The 17,894-nt window shown below is 38.2% G+C and carries 17 protein-coding genes and 2 pseudogenes; 14 read left to right on the top strand and 5 right to left on the bottom strand.

Annotated elements, in window-relative coordinates:
• Positions 1–13: 13 nt before the first annotated feature.
• The 3 genes and pseudogenes from AAEY57_RS02390 to AAEY57_RS02380 all read left to right on the top strand — a co-directional run.
• A complete protein-coding gene (locus tag AAEY57_RS02390) occupies positions 14–1,051 on the top strand; it encodes a hypothetical protein (RefSeq protein WP_350606099.1) in 1,038 nt (345 codons plus the stop codon).
• Between the two features lie 350 nt (positions 1,052–1,401).
• Positions 1,402–2,274, top strand: coding sequence for an NAD(P)-dependent oxidoreductase (locus tag AAEY57_RS02385; protein ID WP_350606096.1), 873 nt, complete (start codon positions 1,402–1,404; stop codon positions 2,272–2,274).
• Between the two features lie 196 nt (positions 2,275–2,470).
• A pseudogene (locus AAEY57_RS02380) lies at positions 2,471–2,968 on the top strand (NAD(P)-dependent oxidoreductase); the annotation flags it as partial.
• A gap of 223 nt (positions 2,969–3,191) precedes the next feature.
• On the opposite strand, the gene sbcB reads toward AAEY57_RS02380, so the two are convergent.
• A complete protein-coding gene (gene sbcB / locus AAEY57_RS02375; protein WP_350606094.1) occupies positions 3,192–4,643 on the bottom strand; it encodes an exodeoxyribonuclease I in 1,452 nt (483 codons plus the stop codon).
• Positions 4,644–5,248: 605 nt separating this feature from the next.
• Between sbcB and AAEY57_RS02370 the strand changes: the two genes are divergently transcribed.
• Both AAEY57_RS02370 and AAEY57_RS02365 read left to right on the top strand, forming a co-directional pair.
• Positions 5,249–5,671 carry a hypothetical protein gene (locus tag AAEY57_RS02370; RefSeq protein WP_350606091.1) on the top strand — a complete coding sequence of 141 codons (423 nt, stop codon included), beginning with the start codon at positions 5,249–5,251 and terminating at the stop codon, positions 5,669–5,671.
• Positions 5,672–5,673: 2 nt separating this feature from the next.
• The gene (locus tag AAEY57_RS02365) at positions 5,674–5,847 is read left to right on the top strand and encodes a hypothetical protein (RefSeq protein ID WP_008135644.1); all 174 of its coding nucleotides are present in this window, start codon (positions 5,674–5,676) and stop codon (positions 5,845–5,847) included.
• A 19-nt stretch (positions 5,848–5,866) separates the two neighbouring features.
• Here AAEY57_RS02365 and AAEY57_RS02360 read toward each other — a convergent pair.
• Positions 5,867–6,100, bottom strand: a pseudogene (locus tag AAEY57_RS02360) (hypothetical protein); the annotation flags it as partial.
• 53 nt (positions 6,101–6,153) lie between these two features.
• Here AAEY57_RS02360 and AAEY57_RS02355 point away from each other — a divergent pair.
• From AAEY57_RS02355 to AAEY57_RS02345, 3 genes are all read left to right on the top strand, one after another.
• Complete coding sequence (locus AAEY57_RS02355; protein WP_350606088.1) at positions 6,154–6,966, top strand: alpha/beta fold hydrolase; 813 nt, start codon at positions 6,154–6,156, stop codon at positions 6,964–6,966.
• A gap of 145 nt (positions 6,967–7,111) precedes the next feature.
• Positions 7,112–7,450 carry a methanolan biosynthesis protein EpsI gene (locus AAEY57_RS02350; protein WP_350606085.1) on the top strand — a complete coding sequence of 113 codons (339 nt, stop codon included), beginning with the start codon at positions 7,112–7,114 and terminating at the stop codon, positions 7,448–7,450.
• Positions 7,443–8,786, top strand: a complete 1,344-nt coding sequence (locus tag AAEY57_RS02345) for an SPFH domain-containing protein (RefSeq protein WP_350606083.1) — start codon at positions 7,443–7,445, stop codon at positions 8,784–8,786. The genes AAEY57_RS02350 and AAEY57_RS02345 overlap by 8 nt, the downstream gene beginning before the upstream one ends.
• A gap of 76 nt (positions 8,787–8,862) precedes the next feature.
• On the opposite strand, the gene AAEY57_RS02340 is transcribed toward AAEY57_RS02345, so the two are convergent.
• Positions 8,863–9,108, bottom strand: a complete 246-nt coding sequence (locus AAEY57_RS02340; protein WP_013465128.1) for a hypothetical protein — start codon at positions 9,106–9,108, stop codon at positions 8,863–8,865.
• A gap of 346 nt (positions 9,109–9,454) precedes the next feature.
• Here AAEY57_RS02340 and AAEY57_RS02335 point away from each other — a divergent pair, with 346 nt between their 5' ends.
• From AAEY57_RS02335 to AAEY57_RS02325, 3 genes are all read left to right on the top strand, one after another.
• The gene (locus AAEY57_RS02335) at positions 9,455–10,753 is read left to right on the top strand and encodes a porin (protein ID WP_350606080.1); all 1,299 of its coding nucleotides are present in this window, start codon (positions 9,455–9,457) and stop codon (positions 10,751–10,753) included.
• Positions 10,754–10,932: 179 nt separating this feature from the next.
• Positions 10,933–11,778, top strand: coding sequence for an HDOD domain-containing protein (locus tag AAEY57_RS02330; protein ID WP_138764362.1), 846 nt, complete (start codon positions 10,933–10,935; stop codon positions 11,776–11,778).
• Positions 11,779–11,985: 207 nt separating this feature from the next.
• On the top strand, positions 11,986–12,396 hold the full coding sequence (locus tag AAEY57_RS02325; RefSeq protein WP_013465125.1) for a hypothetical protein: 411 nt from the start codon (positions 11,986–11,988) through the stop codon (positions 12,394–12,396).
• A 74-nt stretch (positions 12,397–12,470) separates the two neighbouring features.
• On the opposite strand, the gene AAEY57_RS02320 is transcribed toward AAEY57_RS02325, so the two are convergent.
• A complete protein-coding gene (locus AAEY57_RS02320) occupies positions 12,471–13,370 on the bottom strand; it encodes a LysR substrate-binding domain-containing protein (RefSeq protein ID WP_350606078.1) in 900 nt (299 codons plus the stop codon).
• A gap of 124 nt (positions 13,371–13,494) precedes the next feature.
• Here AAEY57_RS02320 and AAEY57_RS02315 point away from each other — a divergent pair, with 124 nt between their 5' ends.
• The 3 genes from AAEY57_RS02315 to AAEY57_RS02305 all read left to right on the top strand — a co-directional run bounded on the left by AAEY57_RS02315 (position 13,495) and on the right by AAEY57_RS02305 (position 15,713).
• Positions 13,495–13,947 carry a DoxX family protein gene (locus tag AAEY57_RS02315; protein ID WP_290171833.1) on the top strand — a complete coding sequence of 151 codons (453 nt, stop codon included), beginning with the start codon at positions 13,495–13,497 and terminating at the stop codon, positions 13,945–13,947.
• A gap of 78 nt (positions 13,948–14,025) precedes the next feature.
• Positions 14,026–14,976, top strand: coding sequence for a glutathione S-transferase family protein (locus tag AAEY57_RS02310; protein ID WP_024601612.1), 951 nt, complete (start codon positions 14,026–14,028; stop codon positions 14,974–14,976).
• A gap of 29 nt (positions 14,977–15,005) precedes the next feature.
• The gene (locus AAEY57_RS02305) at positions 15,006–15,713 is read left to right on the top strand and encodes a pirin family protein (protein WP_350606074.1); all 708 of its coding nucleotides are present in this window, start codon (positions 15,006–15,008) and stop codon (positions 15,711–15,713) included.
• A 72-nt stretch (positions 15,714–15,785) separates the two neighbouring features.
• Here the strand turns inward: AAEY57_RS02305 and AAEY57_RS02300 are convergent, their stop codons facing one another.
• Positions 15,786–17,828, bottom strand: coding sequence for a methyl-accepting chemotaxis protein (locus AAEY57_RS02300; RefSeq protein WP_350606072.1), 2,043 nt, complete (start codon positions 17,826–17,828; stop codon positions 15,786–15,788).
• Positions 17,829–17,894: the final 66 nt, after the last annotated feature.

Raw genomic sequence — 17,894 nt, 5'->3', positions numbered from 1 at the left:
GAGAGGAAAAAGTATGGAATATATCCACTATAAAAAAATAAAACGAAGCCTAGTAAAACATGACCTACAAAACAATATGTTTGAAATACACAAGGAAGGAAAAGAGGGTGAAAGTCTGGAAGCATCCATACAGGTTGCACCCGGTGTAAAACAGGAAGGGCATATCTGGTTTTCGTGCTTACTTGATCAAGATATCATTCAGCTTTTGAGTGAGGCTAAAATCTCAGTACCAAAGGAATTTACCTTAGGGGTGTGTGAAAGAGGTAAGTATTTTACCTTTGACCTGAGTTTTGCAATTGAAGATATCGAAGAGATAATTGCACTATTTCTGAGTCAGCTATTAGATGTGTTTTACGGTAAACCCAATCAAACCATTCAGATTGATGTAGAAGACTTAGGCAGTGATAATGACCATTTTGACCATACGCTAGCTAGCTTATACCGTGACGCAGGTATAAGCGGCTTTGATTTTGATGTTTTCTCTGAGCCAGAAAAAATAAACAGCCTGAAAATCGCTGCTGATACTGAGCTTTTTAAAAGTATAAAGTTACTAAAAGAAAAAATATACGTTATAAACAATGACGATAAGTATAATGAATGGGATGATTATTTATTAGCTAACCGTGAAAGAGATAAAGAAAGGCTCCCATTATACAAAAAGCGTTTCTATATGCTTTGTGAATTTTATGCTGAGCATCTTTTTGATTACTTACTTCCTTACAATGGGGAGCTAACGTGGGAATATTATGCAATAAAGCATCACTTTGACAATTGGTTAATACCTGAATACCTAGAAATGGTTAATCATTACCGTTCGACGATGAAAAGACCTGAAGCATATGAATATTTAGATAAACGTCTAGATGATTTAAAGCAGGTTATTCAAAAAGTTCACGAAGTACCTGGTATTGAAAGAGCTAAATTATACAGCTTGCTCAAACTAAATGGGCGTTCATACGGTTCAATTATTACCAGCGTTTTAGTTGCTAATAACGTTATCAGAGAAGAAAAGGTTAGAAGCAAAAGAATATTATATCCAGTAAACAAATAACTTGAGCTGAGTGAAAAATTAGCTGGCCATAACAGCTAGAACCATTTATCAATATTATTTATAGAAACTGGTTAGGTAAAGATTATCATTGGCTAGGCTTAAATGCAGGCTTATTACTAAATGAAGTTGCAGTGACTGGCTGGTTGAACTCGAATTATGTACGGGTTGTTGCATTTTGAGATGATGAATCAAGAATGCGTAAAAAACAGGAATTATTTTGTGTTTAATGTGGTGCAAAAATGGCAGTTCTAGATGATGATTACCGTTTGATCCTGCTAGTGCCTAAAATTAATATACGCTAGCCTTGTAACAACGTACTTTAAACTTAATTTAATTATACAGAGTGAACGATGAATAAAATAAATGTAGCTTTCATAGGTCTTGGCGTTATGGGTTATCCAATGGCAGGTCACCTTTCAAAAAATGAAAATCTAAATGTTACTGTTTATAATAGAACTTCTTCGAAAGCAGAAAAATGGGTAGAGGAGTATCAAGGACAAGTCGCTTCGACTCCAAAAGAGGCTGCAAAAGATGTTGAGATAGTTTTTGTTTGTGTTGGTAATGATAATAATCTTCGCGAAGTAACTCTATTAGATAATGGTGTATTGAATTCCATGAAGCAAGGCACTCTTCTAGTCGATCACACAACGGCTTCAGCGGATATTGCTAGAGAGTTAAATTTAAAGTGTGGTGAAAATAAAATCGGGTTTATTGATGCCCCAGTGTCTGGTGGTGAAGCTGGAGCGATCAATGGCGCTTTAACCATAATGTGTGGTGGTAAGAAAGCTGACTTCGAAAAAGCTAAAGATGTTATGCAAGCATATAGCAGGTATTCAAAACTGTTAGGTGAAGCTGGGTCGGGCCAGTTAGCGAAAATGATGAACCAAATATGTATAGCTGGCGTAGTCCAAGGACTTTCAGAAGCATTGCAATTTGGATTGAATGCTGGAATGGATTGTGAGGCTGTGGTTGAAGTTATATCTAAAGGTGCGGCTGGCTCGTGGCAAATGGAAAATAGGCATAAAACGATGCTCAATGATCAATATGAACATGGCTTTGCAGTTGATTGGATGCGTAAAGATCTGGATATAGCTCTAAATGAGGCAAAGAAAAACGGTTCTACTTTACCTTTAACATCTCTAGTCGATCAATTTTATGCTGATATACAAAAGTTGGGTGGAAATCGTTGGGATACTTCAAGTTTATTGAAAAGGTTAGTTTAATCCTTGTAAGGACTTAAGGTCTTTTATTATTTACGAGCACTATTGCTTCTACATTAGTGTGATCGGGTATATTTATAGCAATAACTTATTTGATGCTTTTAATAATTCTTAGCTCAAAAGTTATGCAAATTATATCAGTGTTATAGTGTCAAAACATATTGACAACTTTTGGCACCGAATGTTGCATTCAACAAAAGGTGCTGAAAACGGCGTGCTTACAGTCATGGCCGGTGGCAACGAAGCGGTATTTGCTAAAGCACAACCTATCATGGCGGCATTTAGCCGTTTTAGTCAGCTTTTAGGCGAAGTGGGCTCAGGGCAATTATGTAAAATGGTTAATCAAATTTGTATTGCTGGTGTGGTACAAGGCTTAGCTGAGGGCTTACATTTTGCTAAACAAGCAGGGCTTGATGGCGAAAAAGTAATAGAAACCATTTCTAAAGGCGCAGCTGGTTCGTGGCAAATGGAAAACCGCTACAAAACAATGTGGGCAGGCGAGTACGAGTTTGGTTTTGCTGTAGATTGGATGCGTAAAGATTTAGGCATTGCCCTTGATGAAGCTAAAAATAATGGTGCAACGCTGCCAATGACTGCAACGGTCGATCAATACTACGCCGATGTACAGGCTCTTGGCGGCGGCAGATACGATACCTCAAGTTTACTAGCGCGTATTGAAGCACTCCATAAAAAGTAATGTAATTGGTAAAAGTAAACTGTTCACAAAGAGGCTAAGAGGCGCTGCGCTTTTAGAGAAAGTGATACACATAAAAATAACTATAGGTTTTATGTGTTTCTCATTTATGCCTCATTCACTTCTCTTTGTGGGATTAACTTTCGCTTACCTAACTATATACAAAAAACGCGACACTTTTTTGCTAAAGGGTCGCGTTTTTATGAATTATATAAACTACAGTAAATTACATGCTTTGCGCGTAGTTATACAGCGCTTTTAAAATTGTAAGATTTTTTTCACTGTCATCATGTTCATGCGCTAAGTTTTCAAGGGTGATCATAAAATCTTGTGCGCTGATTGATGGCTGATCTTCGCCATGCATTAACTTGCTTTGGCAATATTGACGCCATTGATCAAGCTCTTGTTGGCTTAGCGTTTGTGGCCAGTTACGGGCTCGGTATCTAAACAACAAAGTATTAAATTTAGGATCTTCAAATTCAAGCTTTAAACTTGCCAAGTCTTCAGGTTTTACATCACGAATAATCGCAAATTTGGCTTTATCAGCGTGGCTAGTAAACCCATCATATAATAAGTAATCCACGTTCGTGGTGGCGCTGTAATCGCCTTGCTCATTAAATACCTCAGTGACTTTATCGCGAAGCTCGGTATTGGCTTTTAAAATGGCTAAATTAGTCAAGCATTGCTCTCGGTCAATACCCAAGCGAGCAGCGTTTTCAGGCAGTAGTGTTTTAGCTGGTGCTAAAATAGGGCACTTGTTTAAATGCACCAGTTTTAAACCTACCGGTAAATCACCCTCCGCTAAATCTATACGTTTGGTGTATAAACGCTTGCGTAGCTCTTCTACATTTAAATCAAGTAATACCTGCGGGTTTTGGGTTAAATCAAAACAAATAACCGCGTTTTTATTCACTGGATGAAAGCTCATAGGTGCCACCCACGTGGTACAACCCTGGGTTGCTGGAATACGCGATGAGGTATGCACTAATGGGGTCATGTTAAACACGTCCACCAATTCAGCGAGTGCTTTTTTACCACGCAAACTAAAAAAGAAGTGATACAGCTTAGGCTGCTTTTCTTTTATTAATTTAGCCAGTGCAATGGTAGCCGTTACATCACTTAATGCATCGTGCGCAGCGGCATGTTCAATACCATTAGCGACAGTTAAATGCTCAAGTTTAAAACTTGGGCTGCCATCTTCTTTTAACGGCCATTCAATACCCTCAGGGCGAAGTGCATAGCAGGCGCGCACTAAATCTATAATATCCCAACGGCTGTTATTGTTTTTATATTCACGCTCATATGGATCGTAAAAGTTACGATAAAAGCTATATCGGCTTACTTCATCATCAAAGCGAATACTGTTATAACCAGCCACACAGGTATTGGGTACGCTAAATTCTGCATGAATTTTAGCAATAAATTCAGCCTCAACTAAGCCTTTTTGCATCGCCACTTGTGGGGTAATACCGGTAATTAAACACGCCTCAGGATGCGGTAAATAATCCGCTTGCGGCTTACAGTACTCAATAAGCGGCTCGCCAATAATATTTAAATCAAGATCGGTGCGTACACCGGCAAACTGACTCGGCTTATCTTTTTGTGGGCTTGCCCCCCAAGTTTCGTAGTCGTGCCAGTAGATTGTTGCTTGGTTTTCGTAGTATGTTGGTTCGCTCATTCTTTCTTTAAGCCCTATATATTCGTGGGTTTTATTTGCTTTTGTTATTTATTGTCTATTTTAGAAAGCACTTTAATATTTGCATGGTGTGTATAAATTCGCGTATAAATTTTTTGCTAACTGTGTATAAAAAATTAAATGGCAATTAGTTAAACGAAAATAAGAAAGCTGCTAGGCAAAAATCAAACACCGTGTGTATTATCGCATAGAGATAGTTTAAGTGTAAGTGTATCTACCAAGGGGACTATCACTTAGCAATACGGTTGTCGTGTAGATGCCAATCAGTATTTATTATACAAAGGCCGCTCCCTTTGTAATTGGTAAAAGTACTAGTGAGAAATAAAAGCGGCACTCAGTGATTACTTAGTTCGTGGCATTAGCAAAACCAATGCAGCAACACTTAACTTTGTACCAGCACCAAATTTAACAAGGGCACTTAAGCGACTCGAAGTTGTGGCTGTAAAAGTTGAGAAACTTAAAGAAATAGATTGGTCTAGTAAATTTGATTAAGTAAATGGTTGAATTATTTTATACCTAGATATTCCTATCTATTTGTTGTATTTTTATTGGGGACTATTAAAAACACAATCATAAGGAATTTGATTATGCATACACCAATCCAATTTTATGTCACCTTGCCATTTGACCTTTTTCGACTTGGTCGTAAAACAAAAGCTAAGTTTGATTATATCCGAACTACACCACCAAGAGAGGAAGAACAAACTTGGGATGTAAGAGTTTACAAAAAGAATGATATTGACTTTGTTGACAGTAAATCGGGTGGCTTATCGCTATTTAATTACAGAAACCCTAAATTTGGTACGCTGTGGTGGAAGTTACCAGCCAAGTCTAAAATGCCGCAAGGTCTGCATGTTTCACTTGATGATGTGGGTTCTCTAGGTAAAAACCATTTTACTATTCGCCCTCTATACGATATGCCAGTGACTCTGTACTTAGATAAATTAAATCAGTTAGACTCAATGGCTATCCCTTGTTTTATCGGTATACCAAATAAAGATGTAGGATAATTATGTTTTCACAATTAGAGCTTAGATTAATTAAAAGTACTCTTAAAAGCAGGGTTGAAAAAGAAACAGTAGAGCTTAAACAGCTTGATGAAGATAGCGATGAATATATGGAAAAGGCTAATGATTTAATGGTGCTTGATACATTAATTTCTAAAATTGATAAATCGCAAAATTAAAGCTTGAGGGCGCTAGCTCCTAACTAGCGCTTTTCTTTTTATCCCGACCACCCCAAAACGCCCTAAACAATCGCATTAGCCCAAGCGTTGAAACAGCAATACCCACTATTACAAATTCAAAGTACCAGGGTGCACCATCATAACCCATAGCCTGCCAACCTTTTTGCATATACGGTTGCATGGCCGGTATACAATGGAACACAAACAAACCCAAAAAGAATAGAATAAACAATTCATCCATTAAGGTTTTGTCGCTCTATTTATAATGTTATAAACTTAAGCTAACTACTAATTAGCTTTAACAACATGAAACTAATAATAAAAACGATTCTATTTTGGGTATTAATCACCTCTACCGCTGTTTTTGCGGAGCTTGCAAAAGTTAAAGTAAATGGCTTTGATATTGAATATGAAATGGCGGGTAGTGGTAAACACACTGTTTTACTTGAGGCAGGTGGTTCTGCAGGGCTTAGTGATTGGGATCCCATTTATAAAGCGCTTATCAAGCATGCAAAAGTAATTCGCTATTCTCGAATTGGCAATGGCGGCTCAGCGCAAATAAAGAAAAACTATAGCTCTGAGGAGTATGCTGCTGAAGCTTTTCTATTACTTAAAGCGTTAAAAATTGAAGAACCGGTGATTTATGTGGCGCATTCTTATGCTGCTTATATCGCAAGGGTATTTGCAGCAAGCTACCCTGATAACATTAAAGCGTTAATGTTAATTGAACCCGCCTCAGAGCATGATGTTGATATTATGCGTAAGATTGATTTACCGCGCGCTGAAAAAGAAATTGCTGCTATAAAACGTGATGATATGAAAAATGGCATGTCGAATCAGTATTTAGACTTTTGGTCGAAGCGGCCTTTGCCCGATTACCCACAAATAGCAGATATTCCCGTGACGGTTATTGCCTCAGTTAAAAAATATGAAAATCCATCGGTGTTATTTTTTACCGATAAAGGGCGTGAAATGTGGGGAGAACTGCATTTAAACTGGGCTAATGCTTTTCCTCAAGGTGAGATAGTGCTAACCAGTAAAAGTTACCACTATCCACAAAATGATGAGCCAGAAATGGTGATCACCCAGCTAGTCAGGTTACTTAATCGCACTGATTAATTTTTAGTTTACAAAAATATACACAAGCAAAGTTTTAATTCTGTTATTTGGGTCGTTATTCTGTAAAATTATCGGCTTAACATTTGTGACCTAGTCGTTACATTTGTTGTTGGGGTTAATTATTCAATTAATATAAGCAGACGTTATGATTTTTTATATTTTTGGGTTAAGTACGCTTGTTATTATTTTGTGTGTGGCGCTTTATGTGATTTACAGCAATATACGTAAGAGCCGAGTAAGAAAGTCAAAAGAATATAATGTGTTATTTGATAAAGACACCATTATTGATGAACTCATTGCTCAACTTAGCGAGAAAAACCAAACCCAAGAAAACCAGGAAAAAACAATTAAAGGCAAACAAGAGATCCTTGCAACTTTTATAGATTTGCATCGATCGGGTAGTTTTTGTGCACATTTAAGCGAACAAGAAATTACGTATTTTGTTAAAAAGAAACTAAACATGGAGAGTACTAAAAATGGATAGCGAGCAACAAGCAGTCGCTGAGGCAAAAAACACCTCATTTATGGCACGTTTTGGTCGTCGTAATGTGATTTTACTAACATCCGTTGTCGTGGTGTTAGCAGTGATTGCAACATTAACGTCGCAGGTTATTTCATGGAATGAAGCCGATGAACGGCTAGTTCATCAGTCAGCTTTTACCGGTAATTTAACGGTAATAAATCAAGCGGGCCCTTACTTAAAAGCATTTGGTACGACATCAGCCTATAAAAAAGTTATTTCAATTAACTTTACTGGCGATAGCAGCGCAACAGCCAGTGCCATTGTACCACTCATTCCTATTCGATTCTTAGATACCACGACCGGTGGGGCACGCGGTGTTTCCCGCTTTAGATTACCTGGCAACGTACCCGCTAGTGAATCGGGTGCTTTGCGTGGTTTATTAAAAATTCATGAAGAATTTGGTTCCCAAGAAACCCTAATTTCTAACCTTTTAATGCGTGCAACAACAGAAAATGTAAAAGCGTCGGCACGTATGATGTCGGTTGAACAACATTATTCAGGTGGTAATGGTCAATTAAGCCAAGATTTTTCTGATCAACTGACTAATGGTATTTTTGTTACTGAGCAAATTATTAGTACCGGTGAGCGTGATAAAACAGATGATTTAAGTAACTTGAGTAAGCAACAGCGCGTTACTATTAATATTAAAATGGATGATGAAGGTAATCCGCTACGTAATGCGCCTATTTTAGGCTCTTACGGGATCACAGTCGTTGATGCGAGTATTATTGATATTGATTACGAAAATAAAGTAAATGCGCGTTTAGAGGCGCAAAAGCAAGCGGCTGCTGATGAAGCACTGGCAAGACAAAACCTTAAAAAAGCAGAGCAACAAGCACGTACTGAAGTGGCATTAGGCGAACAAGCGATTGCAAAGCAAAGAGCTGAGTCTGAAAAGCTAAAAATTAAAGAGCAAATTGATGCGGAACGAATAAAAGCGAATGCGATTATTTCTGCCCAGCAACGTGTAGCTGTTAAAGCGGAGCTTGCAAAAGAGCAAGAAGAAATTTTAAAACAGCAACGCTTAGAAGCATTAGGTATGGACGTTCTAGCCGAGGCGCGTTTACGCGCAAAATCAGCAGCGCTTGATCCTAAGTATGTATTTGATGAAACACTAAAAGCAGAAGTTAAAATTCAAACGGCTTTATTTACTAGTTTAGGTAACAGCCGATTAGTGCCTGAAATTGTTATAGGTGCAGGGCAGGGTGAGCAAAATAATGGTTCTGAATTTATGCGCTTACTGGCGGCCGACGCGGCATTGAGCCTTAAAAAGCGTTTAGAAAAAGAGAAAAAATAAACGTTAAAAATCACTATAAAGCCCTAGCTTTAATTGCTAGGGCTTTTTTTGTGGTATCACTTTTTAAGCGGTGAGTTTAAAACTTAGGACACAAAGCGTGGCTAAAGCCTTTTTCGGTTAGCAAAAAAGTGGCGCTGGGCGTCGAAAATATATATTCCTCATGAAGAAGAAACGCAATTGTTCCTTTTATTTGCTCACCTTGATGATCTGAGGCATCGCTAATTAATTGTTCAGGATCTAACTGGCTTGGGCTTGGAAAGTTATTATAAAGATGCTTAAAAATTAACGTAGCAATTGTGTTAAAGGTATCGTTATTTTTCATTTTTGGAGAGTCTTTAATTTATATATGTAGCAACAAACTGGCTGTTTTAAATATGATTTTTAAATAATAACACATTAAAAATAGGTACATGATCATCCTACTATTTTTTTAAGCTTTAATTTTGCAAGCTGCTGCTTTCATTTATTAAAATGATGATTAATTGTCATGCTTACCTTGCTAAAAAGTAGTGTGTGTTGCTGGTGTGTTGCGCAAAATCATAAAGTGTAATTGAAGAGTTGTAAAAATACGTTATCATTGTAAAACAATATGTAAAATCAAGCAGGTACTTAGCTCACGCTGACCAAGTTCGAGTTAATAACATCAGCAAGGCAAGCAAGGACAAATTATGACACCTATGAAACCTTTAGCACTGGCAGTGGCTATGGTTGTTTTTTCACATCCGGCACATGCAGATACAGATCTTGATAAAGTAAAGCAGCAATTAAGCAGCTTACAAAAACAAGTGGAAATGTTGCAAAAGCAACTTGCAAAAGCAGAGCAAAAAAGTGAAAAGACAATCGAGCGCACCATTGAACAGAAAGAAGATATAGCTGAAGTTAAAGTAGCTAAACATGAACACAAGCCTCAGGGAATTAAAATTGGCGGTGCTGTTCGAACCAACTATAGCCACACCTCGTATGATGACGACAATAAAAATCGCGGCGGCGATTTTGACTTTGATATTTTTCGCTTAAATTTCTCAGGCGATGTGGGTGATGTAAAACTAAACGCTGAAATTCGTTTTTTTGATTACATGACAGCTGTTAAATACGCCTATGCTGCTTACGGTTTTGCTGATGATTGGCAAGTTCAAGCAGGTATTACTCAGGTTCCTTTTGGTAACTGGCCTTACAATTCACATAACTACTTTTTCAGCACTAACTATTACGTAGGCCTTGAAGACGACCACGATTTAGGGGTGTTATTTAAGCGTAAAATTGCCGATAACTGGCAGCTTGATTTAGGCTTTTTCAAAAATGATGAATTAGGTGGTGTTGATGGTTATGTAGATAACCGCAGCGATCGCTACTCATACGATATTGTTGGTTTTAGAGAAGCTGGTGATGGTGTTTACGCTGAGCCGACCAATCCAATTGGCGAATATAATACGTTCTCAGGTCGTTACGGCTACCACATAGAGCATGAGGGTGGTAAAACTGAAATTGGTGTGTCAGCGCTTGCTGGTGGCTTGCATGATGGTGTTGACCGCGCAGGTGACTATAACGCATGGGCGCTTCACTTAAACAGTAATATGGGCCCTTGGAACTTGCAATTACAACATGGCGAATACAACTACGATATTGATAACGTAAACCGTATTGCTGTAGGCGCTTACTCGTTTTACGACAGCATGGCTGCTGAGGCAACAATGTCGAGTGCAAACGTAGCATACAGCGTGCCGGTGCAATGGGGCGCAGTGACAAACTTACAGTTTTATAATGACTACAGCGCTATTTACGACAAATCAGACAACAGCAAAGATACGTGGATGAACGTAACTGGTTTCTCGGTCGCTGCAGGTGGTTTATTTACTTACTTTGATTTAGTTCATGGTAAAAACATGCCGTTTGTTGGTGGTTCATTAGCGGGCGATAGCAGCGAAACTGAGCGTCGCTTCAACATTAATATTGGCTATTACTTCTAAGCTAATATTCAAAGCACACGTCTATATACCGGGCGTGTGCTGCTGTCGTTTTAAAAATTATTTTTACCCTACTAATTTCAGTACCTACAAATTGATAAATCTCTAATCAACTTCTAGTATAAAAGTTCAAATGGAATTAAATAAATAATCCATATAGCTTAGCTGGAGGCTAGACATCGATGTTTGTCGTTAATGAGCAGGTATTATCTGATGTAAACAAAAACTTTATTATTCCCCCAAAACCGCAAATTTTAGATGATCTTGATAGATTAGCACATCAAAATGAGCCGTCTTTAATGGCTGCTGCAGATATCGTTGCTAAAGATGTGGCTATAGCGTCTGCTATTTTGAAAATTGTTAATTCACCCGCTTATGGCTTAGTTCGTAGTGTGTCTGATATTAAACAAGCCATCATGTTTTTAGGTTGGAATGGCATAGAAGCACTTATTCCTGCGCTTAAATTAAAGCAAATGTTTTTACAAAAAACATGTTGTATTAGTTTAGAGCGTTTTTGGGATAACGCATCTGAAATTGCTAATGTAAACATGATTGTTGGACAGCGAGTAAAAAATAAAATTCCAGTTGAATATTTATACACACTCGGTTTATTTCATGATTGCGGCATAGTCCCCATGGCGATTAAATATGACGACTACGTCAATGTGCTGCATGGTTCAAATAGAAGCAGTAAAGAAAGTTTAGTTGATATTGAAGATCGTGTTTATGGCGCTAATCATGCCATTATCGGCTATTACTTAGCATCGAGTTGGCATTTACCAAGAGATATTTGCCAGCTTATCCTACGCCATCATGATTTAAGTTTACTTGAGGACACATCCGATCCTAATCAACAGCTCTGTTTTTGTGTGTTAAAGCTCTCTGAAAGTATAGTAAATAGTATTTTACGTGATGAAAAAATTAAAGATTGGGAGCGCCTTGAACCGTTTATACTTAAAAAGTTAAATATGTCTGAAGATGAATATATTGATTTACAAGAAGAAGTTATTGATTACTTAAATCAGTAAATAATCATGCCGGGTTTGCAGCCTAGTTAAACGAGCGGTTATTTGTCGCTTTTATTAAAACGAATATGCTCAGTTTAATTAGACTAAAGTCTATAGGTTAGTTTTTTTCACTTATTGGTTTGTTTTTAATCGTTTGTCGAGATTAAGTAAACACTCTAAAGTTTAGTTGTCGGCAACAAGCACGACTAACCAAATAGGAAACTAATCATGAAACGCTCACTTATCAAAACCATCGCTCTTGGCTCTTTATTAACTTGCTCAGCTGCTGTAATGGCTGATCAAAGTGACTACAAGTTAATGGTTATTGAAGAGGCTGCAACAGCCCCACAAGAATTCGAAGTTGCATTTAACAGTTGCGCATTAAATGTAAAATCAAAAAACTACAGCCAAGCTGAAGAAATTTGTTCAAAAGCAATTACATTATTACAGCAAAGTACAGGCCCACGTTTTAAAGTACGTGAGCTGACTTCATTTGCTTTAAGTAACCGCGGTGTTGGCCGTTTAATGGCTAAAAACGAAACCGCAGCGTTATCTGACTTTTACGAAGCACAGCAAATATCAGGTAACGAGTTAGTGTCGCACAACTTAACACGTGCTAAGCAAGATCTTGCTCTATAACATCTATTAGTGATTAAAAAAGCCCATGCTAATTTAGTTAGCATGGGCTTTTGCATTTATGTAGTTGGCTTATTTCATGTCTGTAAATTATTGTCGATTAAAAGTTGAGTCAATTTTTTTAATCCTTTACCTTTGTTGGTTATTTTCCATGCAAGGTATAAGTCTTGAATAGGACGTGGTTCAATGAGCTCCACGACATGAAGTTTTTTAGCTTTAATATGTTCAGCAATAAGGTTTACTGGTAAATAACCAATCCCGATTCCCGATAAAATAGCGGTAATTTTTTGTTTTACGGAGCTTACATAAAAACGTTGACTACCTTCGATTAAATTAGCTGACCACGGAATACTTTGTTTTGCAGAGTCATGAACTATCACTGTGGTGTATTGACCAAGATCACTAGGCTTGATGGGTTTTCGCTCTTTTGCTAAAGGGTGGGTTGGGTGAACCACAAGTACATTTTGAATATCCGTTATTTTCACTGCCCTGATCCCTTTTTGAGTAGGCACGGGGGCGGGTGCACCAATCACTAAGTCAACATTGTCTTCTATTAACGCCTCCCATGTACCGCTCATGACCTCTTCTTTTACATCAATTTCAATGCTTTTATGTTCAATTAAAAATTGTTGCAAAGCAGCAAAAACATTAGTTACGTCAATAATTGAGTCACAAGCAATCCGTATTCTAGGCTCCCAGCCATTAGCTATGGTTTGTGTTTGCTCCGATAAATTATTTATAGCATTGAGCACTTTACGCCCCTCGCTCAGTAAATGTTTACCTGCGGGGGTTAAAACTGCTCGCCGACCTTGGCGCTGAAATAAAGTTACATTTAATTGCTCTTCAAGTTTATTAACAATATACGACAGGGCTGATGGCACTTTATTAAGTTGTTCTGCAGCGGCTGCATAACTGCCACGATGCTCAATGGCGTCTAATACCAGTAAAGCTTCTATGCTAATAGGGGGTGTATTCATCATCATACCAAATATTAACTGTTCAAAATATTTGAACATATAAAGCAAATAATAGGAGTTATTTAATTTTAATTCAACTTATACAATAGCTGCATAATCAACAGAAACAATACAGGTAAACATTATGACGATTAAAAATATCACAGCTGCCATCACAAAAACTGAACAGTCTTTTGCAACACTACCATTAAGGCTTATTGCAGGATTAGTGTTTAGTGCTCATGGGGCACAAAAACTGTTTGCGTGGTTTGGTGGCTATGGCTTGGAAGGCACAGGGCAGTGGATGGAGTCGATTGGCTTAGCACCGGGCTATTTAATGGCATTAATGGCGGGTGGCGCTGAATTTTTTGGTGGATTACTACTCATCGCTGGTTTGCTGGTGCGTCCTGCGAGTTTTGTACTGGCTATCACTATGGTGGTTGCTATTTTTACCGTACATATAGATAACGGCTTATTTATGAGCAACAACGGTTACGAGTTTGGTTTATCCTTGTTGGCAATTACCTTGGCCTTATTTATTCAAGGAGCTGGAAAGCTATCCCTTGATGGAAAAATTCATAACAAATTAAACCAATAAGCTGATCATATAACTGATTGAACTTTAAGCTGCCAATCTGCGTAAGGTTGGCACATTCTACATACTTAGGAGACGGACATGGGATTACTTGTTAACGGTGAATGGGTCGATAAATGGTACGACACCGAAAAAAGCGACGGTAAATTTGTACGCCAAGACAGCCGTTTTAGGGATACTATTTCATCAGCGCCACAAAGCAAATTTACCCCTGAGGCGGGGCGTTATCATTTATATGTATCGCTAGCGTGCCCTTGGGCGCACAGAACGATTATTTTTCGTAAATTAAAGCAGCTCGAAGACATTATTTCTATGAGTATTGTTGAAGCTCCCATGATGGAAAACGGCTGGGAATTTGGCGAGCAGGGCGATCCACTTTATAACTTAGATTACGCCTATCAATTGTATTTAAAAGCCGATCCTAGTTATGAAGGGCGGGTTACTGTGCCGATTTTATGGGATAAAAAAACGCAAACTATTGTAAATAATGAATCAATAGAGATTATTCGTATGCTTAATAGTGCGTTTAATGAGCTCACTGGCAATACTGATGATTATTATCCAGAGCCACTTCGTGAAGAAATCGAAGCCGTGAATAACCGTGTCTATAACACCATCAATAACGGCGTATATAAAGCCGGTTTTGCTACTACACAAGAAGCTTACAACGAGGCTTACACCGCACTATTTGATAGTTTAGACTGGCTAGAAGCGCGTTTAGCTAAGCAGCGCTATCTCGTTGGTGATGTTATTACAGAAGCTGATTGGCGTTTATTTACAACCCTCATTCGCTTTGATGCGGTGTATCACGGGCATTTTAAGTGTAACCGTCAAAAATTAAGCGAGTTTCACCATATTAGCAATTACGTTAACGAGCTGTACCAAGTACCGGGTGTTAAAGAAACCGTCGATTTAGAGTACACAAAGGTGCATTACTATGTAAGCCACTTAACGATTAATCCAACACAAATAGTACCGCTGGGTGCAAAGCATCATTTTGATGCTCCACACGACCGTGAACGTCCATATTAATTAATGTTTACTCTTTTTGAGGAAAGACCATGATCAATCATTATCCAAAGAATAGTTTAGGCAGTGCCGATCACGGTTGGCTTAAATCTAAACATCATTTTAGTTTTGCACATTACTATAATCCGGCACGTATGGGCTTTGGTACATTACGCGTTGTTAATGATGATTGGGTTGCACCTGAAATGGGATTTGGAGCGCATCCACACAAAAATATGGAAATTATTAGTTTCATACGCAGTGGTGCCATTACTCATCAAGATAGTATGGGTAATAAAGGCATAACCGAGCAAGGTGAAGTGCAGGTAATGAGTGCAGGCACAGGCATTGTGCATTCTGAGTATAATCGTACCAATGAGCCACTTACTTTTTATCAAATTTGGATTCAAAGTAATAAACAAGATGTGCCGCCGCGTTGGGAAAGTAAAAAATTTCCGACCGACTTAGCTAACGAGCTTACGCTTTTAGTGTCGGGTTATGCAGAAGATGCGGGTAACACCTTATTTATCAATCAACAAGCACGCATTTATGGTGGAAAGATTGCAAAAGGTACCACCATCACTCAGCGTATTGATCATCAAGCTTATGTACTTGCATCTGATGGTGTATTTACTGTAGATGACAAAAGCAGTGTAATTACCATGAACAAAGGGGATGGTGCTGAGGTCACTCATGCTGATATTATCACGCTAACTGCAACAACAGAGTGTGAAATAATTATTATTGATACACTAGCCTAGGCTATTCGGTTTAGTTGGGTTTATCTTAATGGCGCAGTAAACACTGCGCCATTGTTTTACAAACATACAGCACTATACCTTAAAGCTATCTACTTGCGATTTCATTTGCTTGTAAAGCGCTGATACATTTTTTGACTGCAATGTTGTTTGCTCAGAGATTTGTTTCATTTGTGCTGACTGTTCTTTTAACGATACCAAATTTCTATTAATCTCGTTTGCTACATGAGATTGTTCTTGTGTTGCTTGTGCGGTTTCGGCCGACATTTGCTGCACTTTTTCAAAGGCGTGAGTTAGGTTGCTAAAAATACTAATAACGGCATCAAAATTACTGAGTGTGGCATTAGCATTTGTTTGACTGTTTTTAATAGAATCTGATGACGCTTTTACATTGTTATTTAAGCGTTGGATCATTGTATCTATTTCATCGGTGCTTTGTTGTGTGCGAGTAGCCAACGTTCGAACCTCATCAGCGACAACGGCAAACCCACGGCCTTGCTCGCCAGCTCTGGCGGCCTCAATCGCGGCATTTAACGCTAATAAGTTAGTTTGTTCGGCAATATTTCTAATGACCTCAAGTACAGACGTAATATCGGTTGAGCTGCTTTCTAATTCAACAGAATTTGATAAAGCCGATTGAATATCATTGATTAAATCTTCAATTGCTTTACTCGATACATCAATGGCTTGAACTCCTTGCTGTACCTGCTCGCTAGAAATATCAGCTTCGTGGGCGGTATTTTTAGCCAGCTCAGCCATTTGCTGGTTTGCCATATCCATTTCATGACCAGCGCTTACAATAGAGTCAGACGCATTAGCAAGTTGCTGGGTCACGTCCATCGCGGTATCAGAGACATTATTAAGATCGCTGGTCACAGTACCTAGTTGAATGGATTGCTGCTGAATGTTTTTTATTATTTGCTGCAGGTGCGCTAAAAAGTTATCAAACTCATTACTCAGCTCACCGAGCTCGTCATGTGATGTAGTATTAATTCTTTGCGTTAAATCACCATCACCAGCGGCAATTTCTTGGATTCGTAGAGTAATATTATTTATATTGTCGGTGAGTTTTTTAGGGATGTAATAACCCACAGCTAAAGCAACAATAAAGGCAATAATAATGATAACAAACACAATTTTTTCAAAAAGTTGAATGCTAGCTTGCACTTCATGTTTTACTTTTCGGGCATAGGTTCGCGCTTCTTCGCCCGCTATATCAAGTATTTCTCTCAATTCATTAAAGCTTTTATCTGCTTGCGCTAAATTATCATCAATTAAGGCTATTTGATTAGCCGAACTTGAGTAAACTAACGCTTTTCCTTTCTCGTACCACTGTTGATAAAGTTGATCAAAATTAGCGTATTTTTGTGTCAGTTGTGGCTTATCAATTAAGTAGCTGCGGTAACTATTAAAACGACGAATAACCTGAGCTGCATTTTCTTCAAATAGTTTTTGGTTTTGTGCCAATTCGCCATGTTGGTTTACAGTTTTTTGTTTTGCTAGTCGAGCTTGGTATATATCTCTATCTGCATTGAGCACCTCGGCCATTGCTTCTACATAGCGACTTAATAACTCTGAGCCGACTTTATCTTGCTGCTGTTTATTGGTATGGATGCGAAGCTCTTCACCTGCTTGATCCATCATTTCTCGTATTTGTAAAAATTCAGATTCAGTTTGATTCAAATCACTTTGCATTTTACTTTGTGAGTGACTGGAATCCATTAACGTTTTACTGTGGCCTAGCCACTGATTGTATAAAGGCTCAAAACGAGAAAAAGAGTCATGTTTTGACAATAGTGCTTGTTCATCTTTTAAGTACGTTAAGTATTTGTTGAAGCGGTCTTTGACTTGTTCAGCGTTTTCTAAAAACTCTGCTTTATTGGTCTCATTATCGCCTGTGGCACTGAGTAGATTTTCCAGTGCAATACGTGCTTGGTATATGTCTCTGTCAGCATTTAAAATAACGGTAACGGCTTCAAAAAAGGTTTCGGTTTGCCTTTTCATCGCGTTGTCTTGTATGTAAGTAATTGATGCAATTGAAACAAGTAAACCTGCAAGGATCAGTGCTAAAAAAGCAATAGGTAAAATAACTTTGGTTCTAATTGAGTTAATTCGCATGTTTCAATCCTTGTTAAATCACTGTATGTAGAGTAAATATTAGTCACAATAGGGAGTTATGCCAAG

The organism is Pseudoalteromonas sp. MER144-MNA-CIBAN-0113, assembly GCF_040308965.1.
Classification (GTDB): domain Bacteria; phylum Pseudomonadota; class Gammaproteobacteria; order Enterobacterales; family Alteromonadaceae; genus Pseudoalteromonas; species Pseudoalteromonas tetraodonis.
The sequence above is the reverse complement of the archived record's forward strand: the minus strand, read 5'-3'. Positions and strand labels throughout refer to the sequence as shown.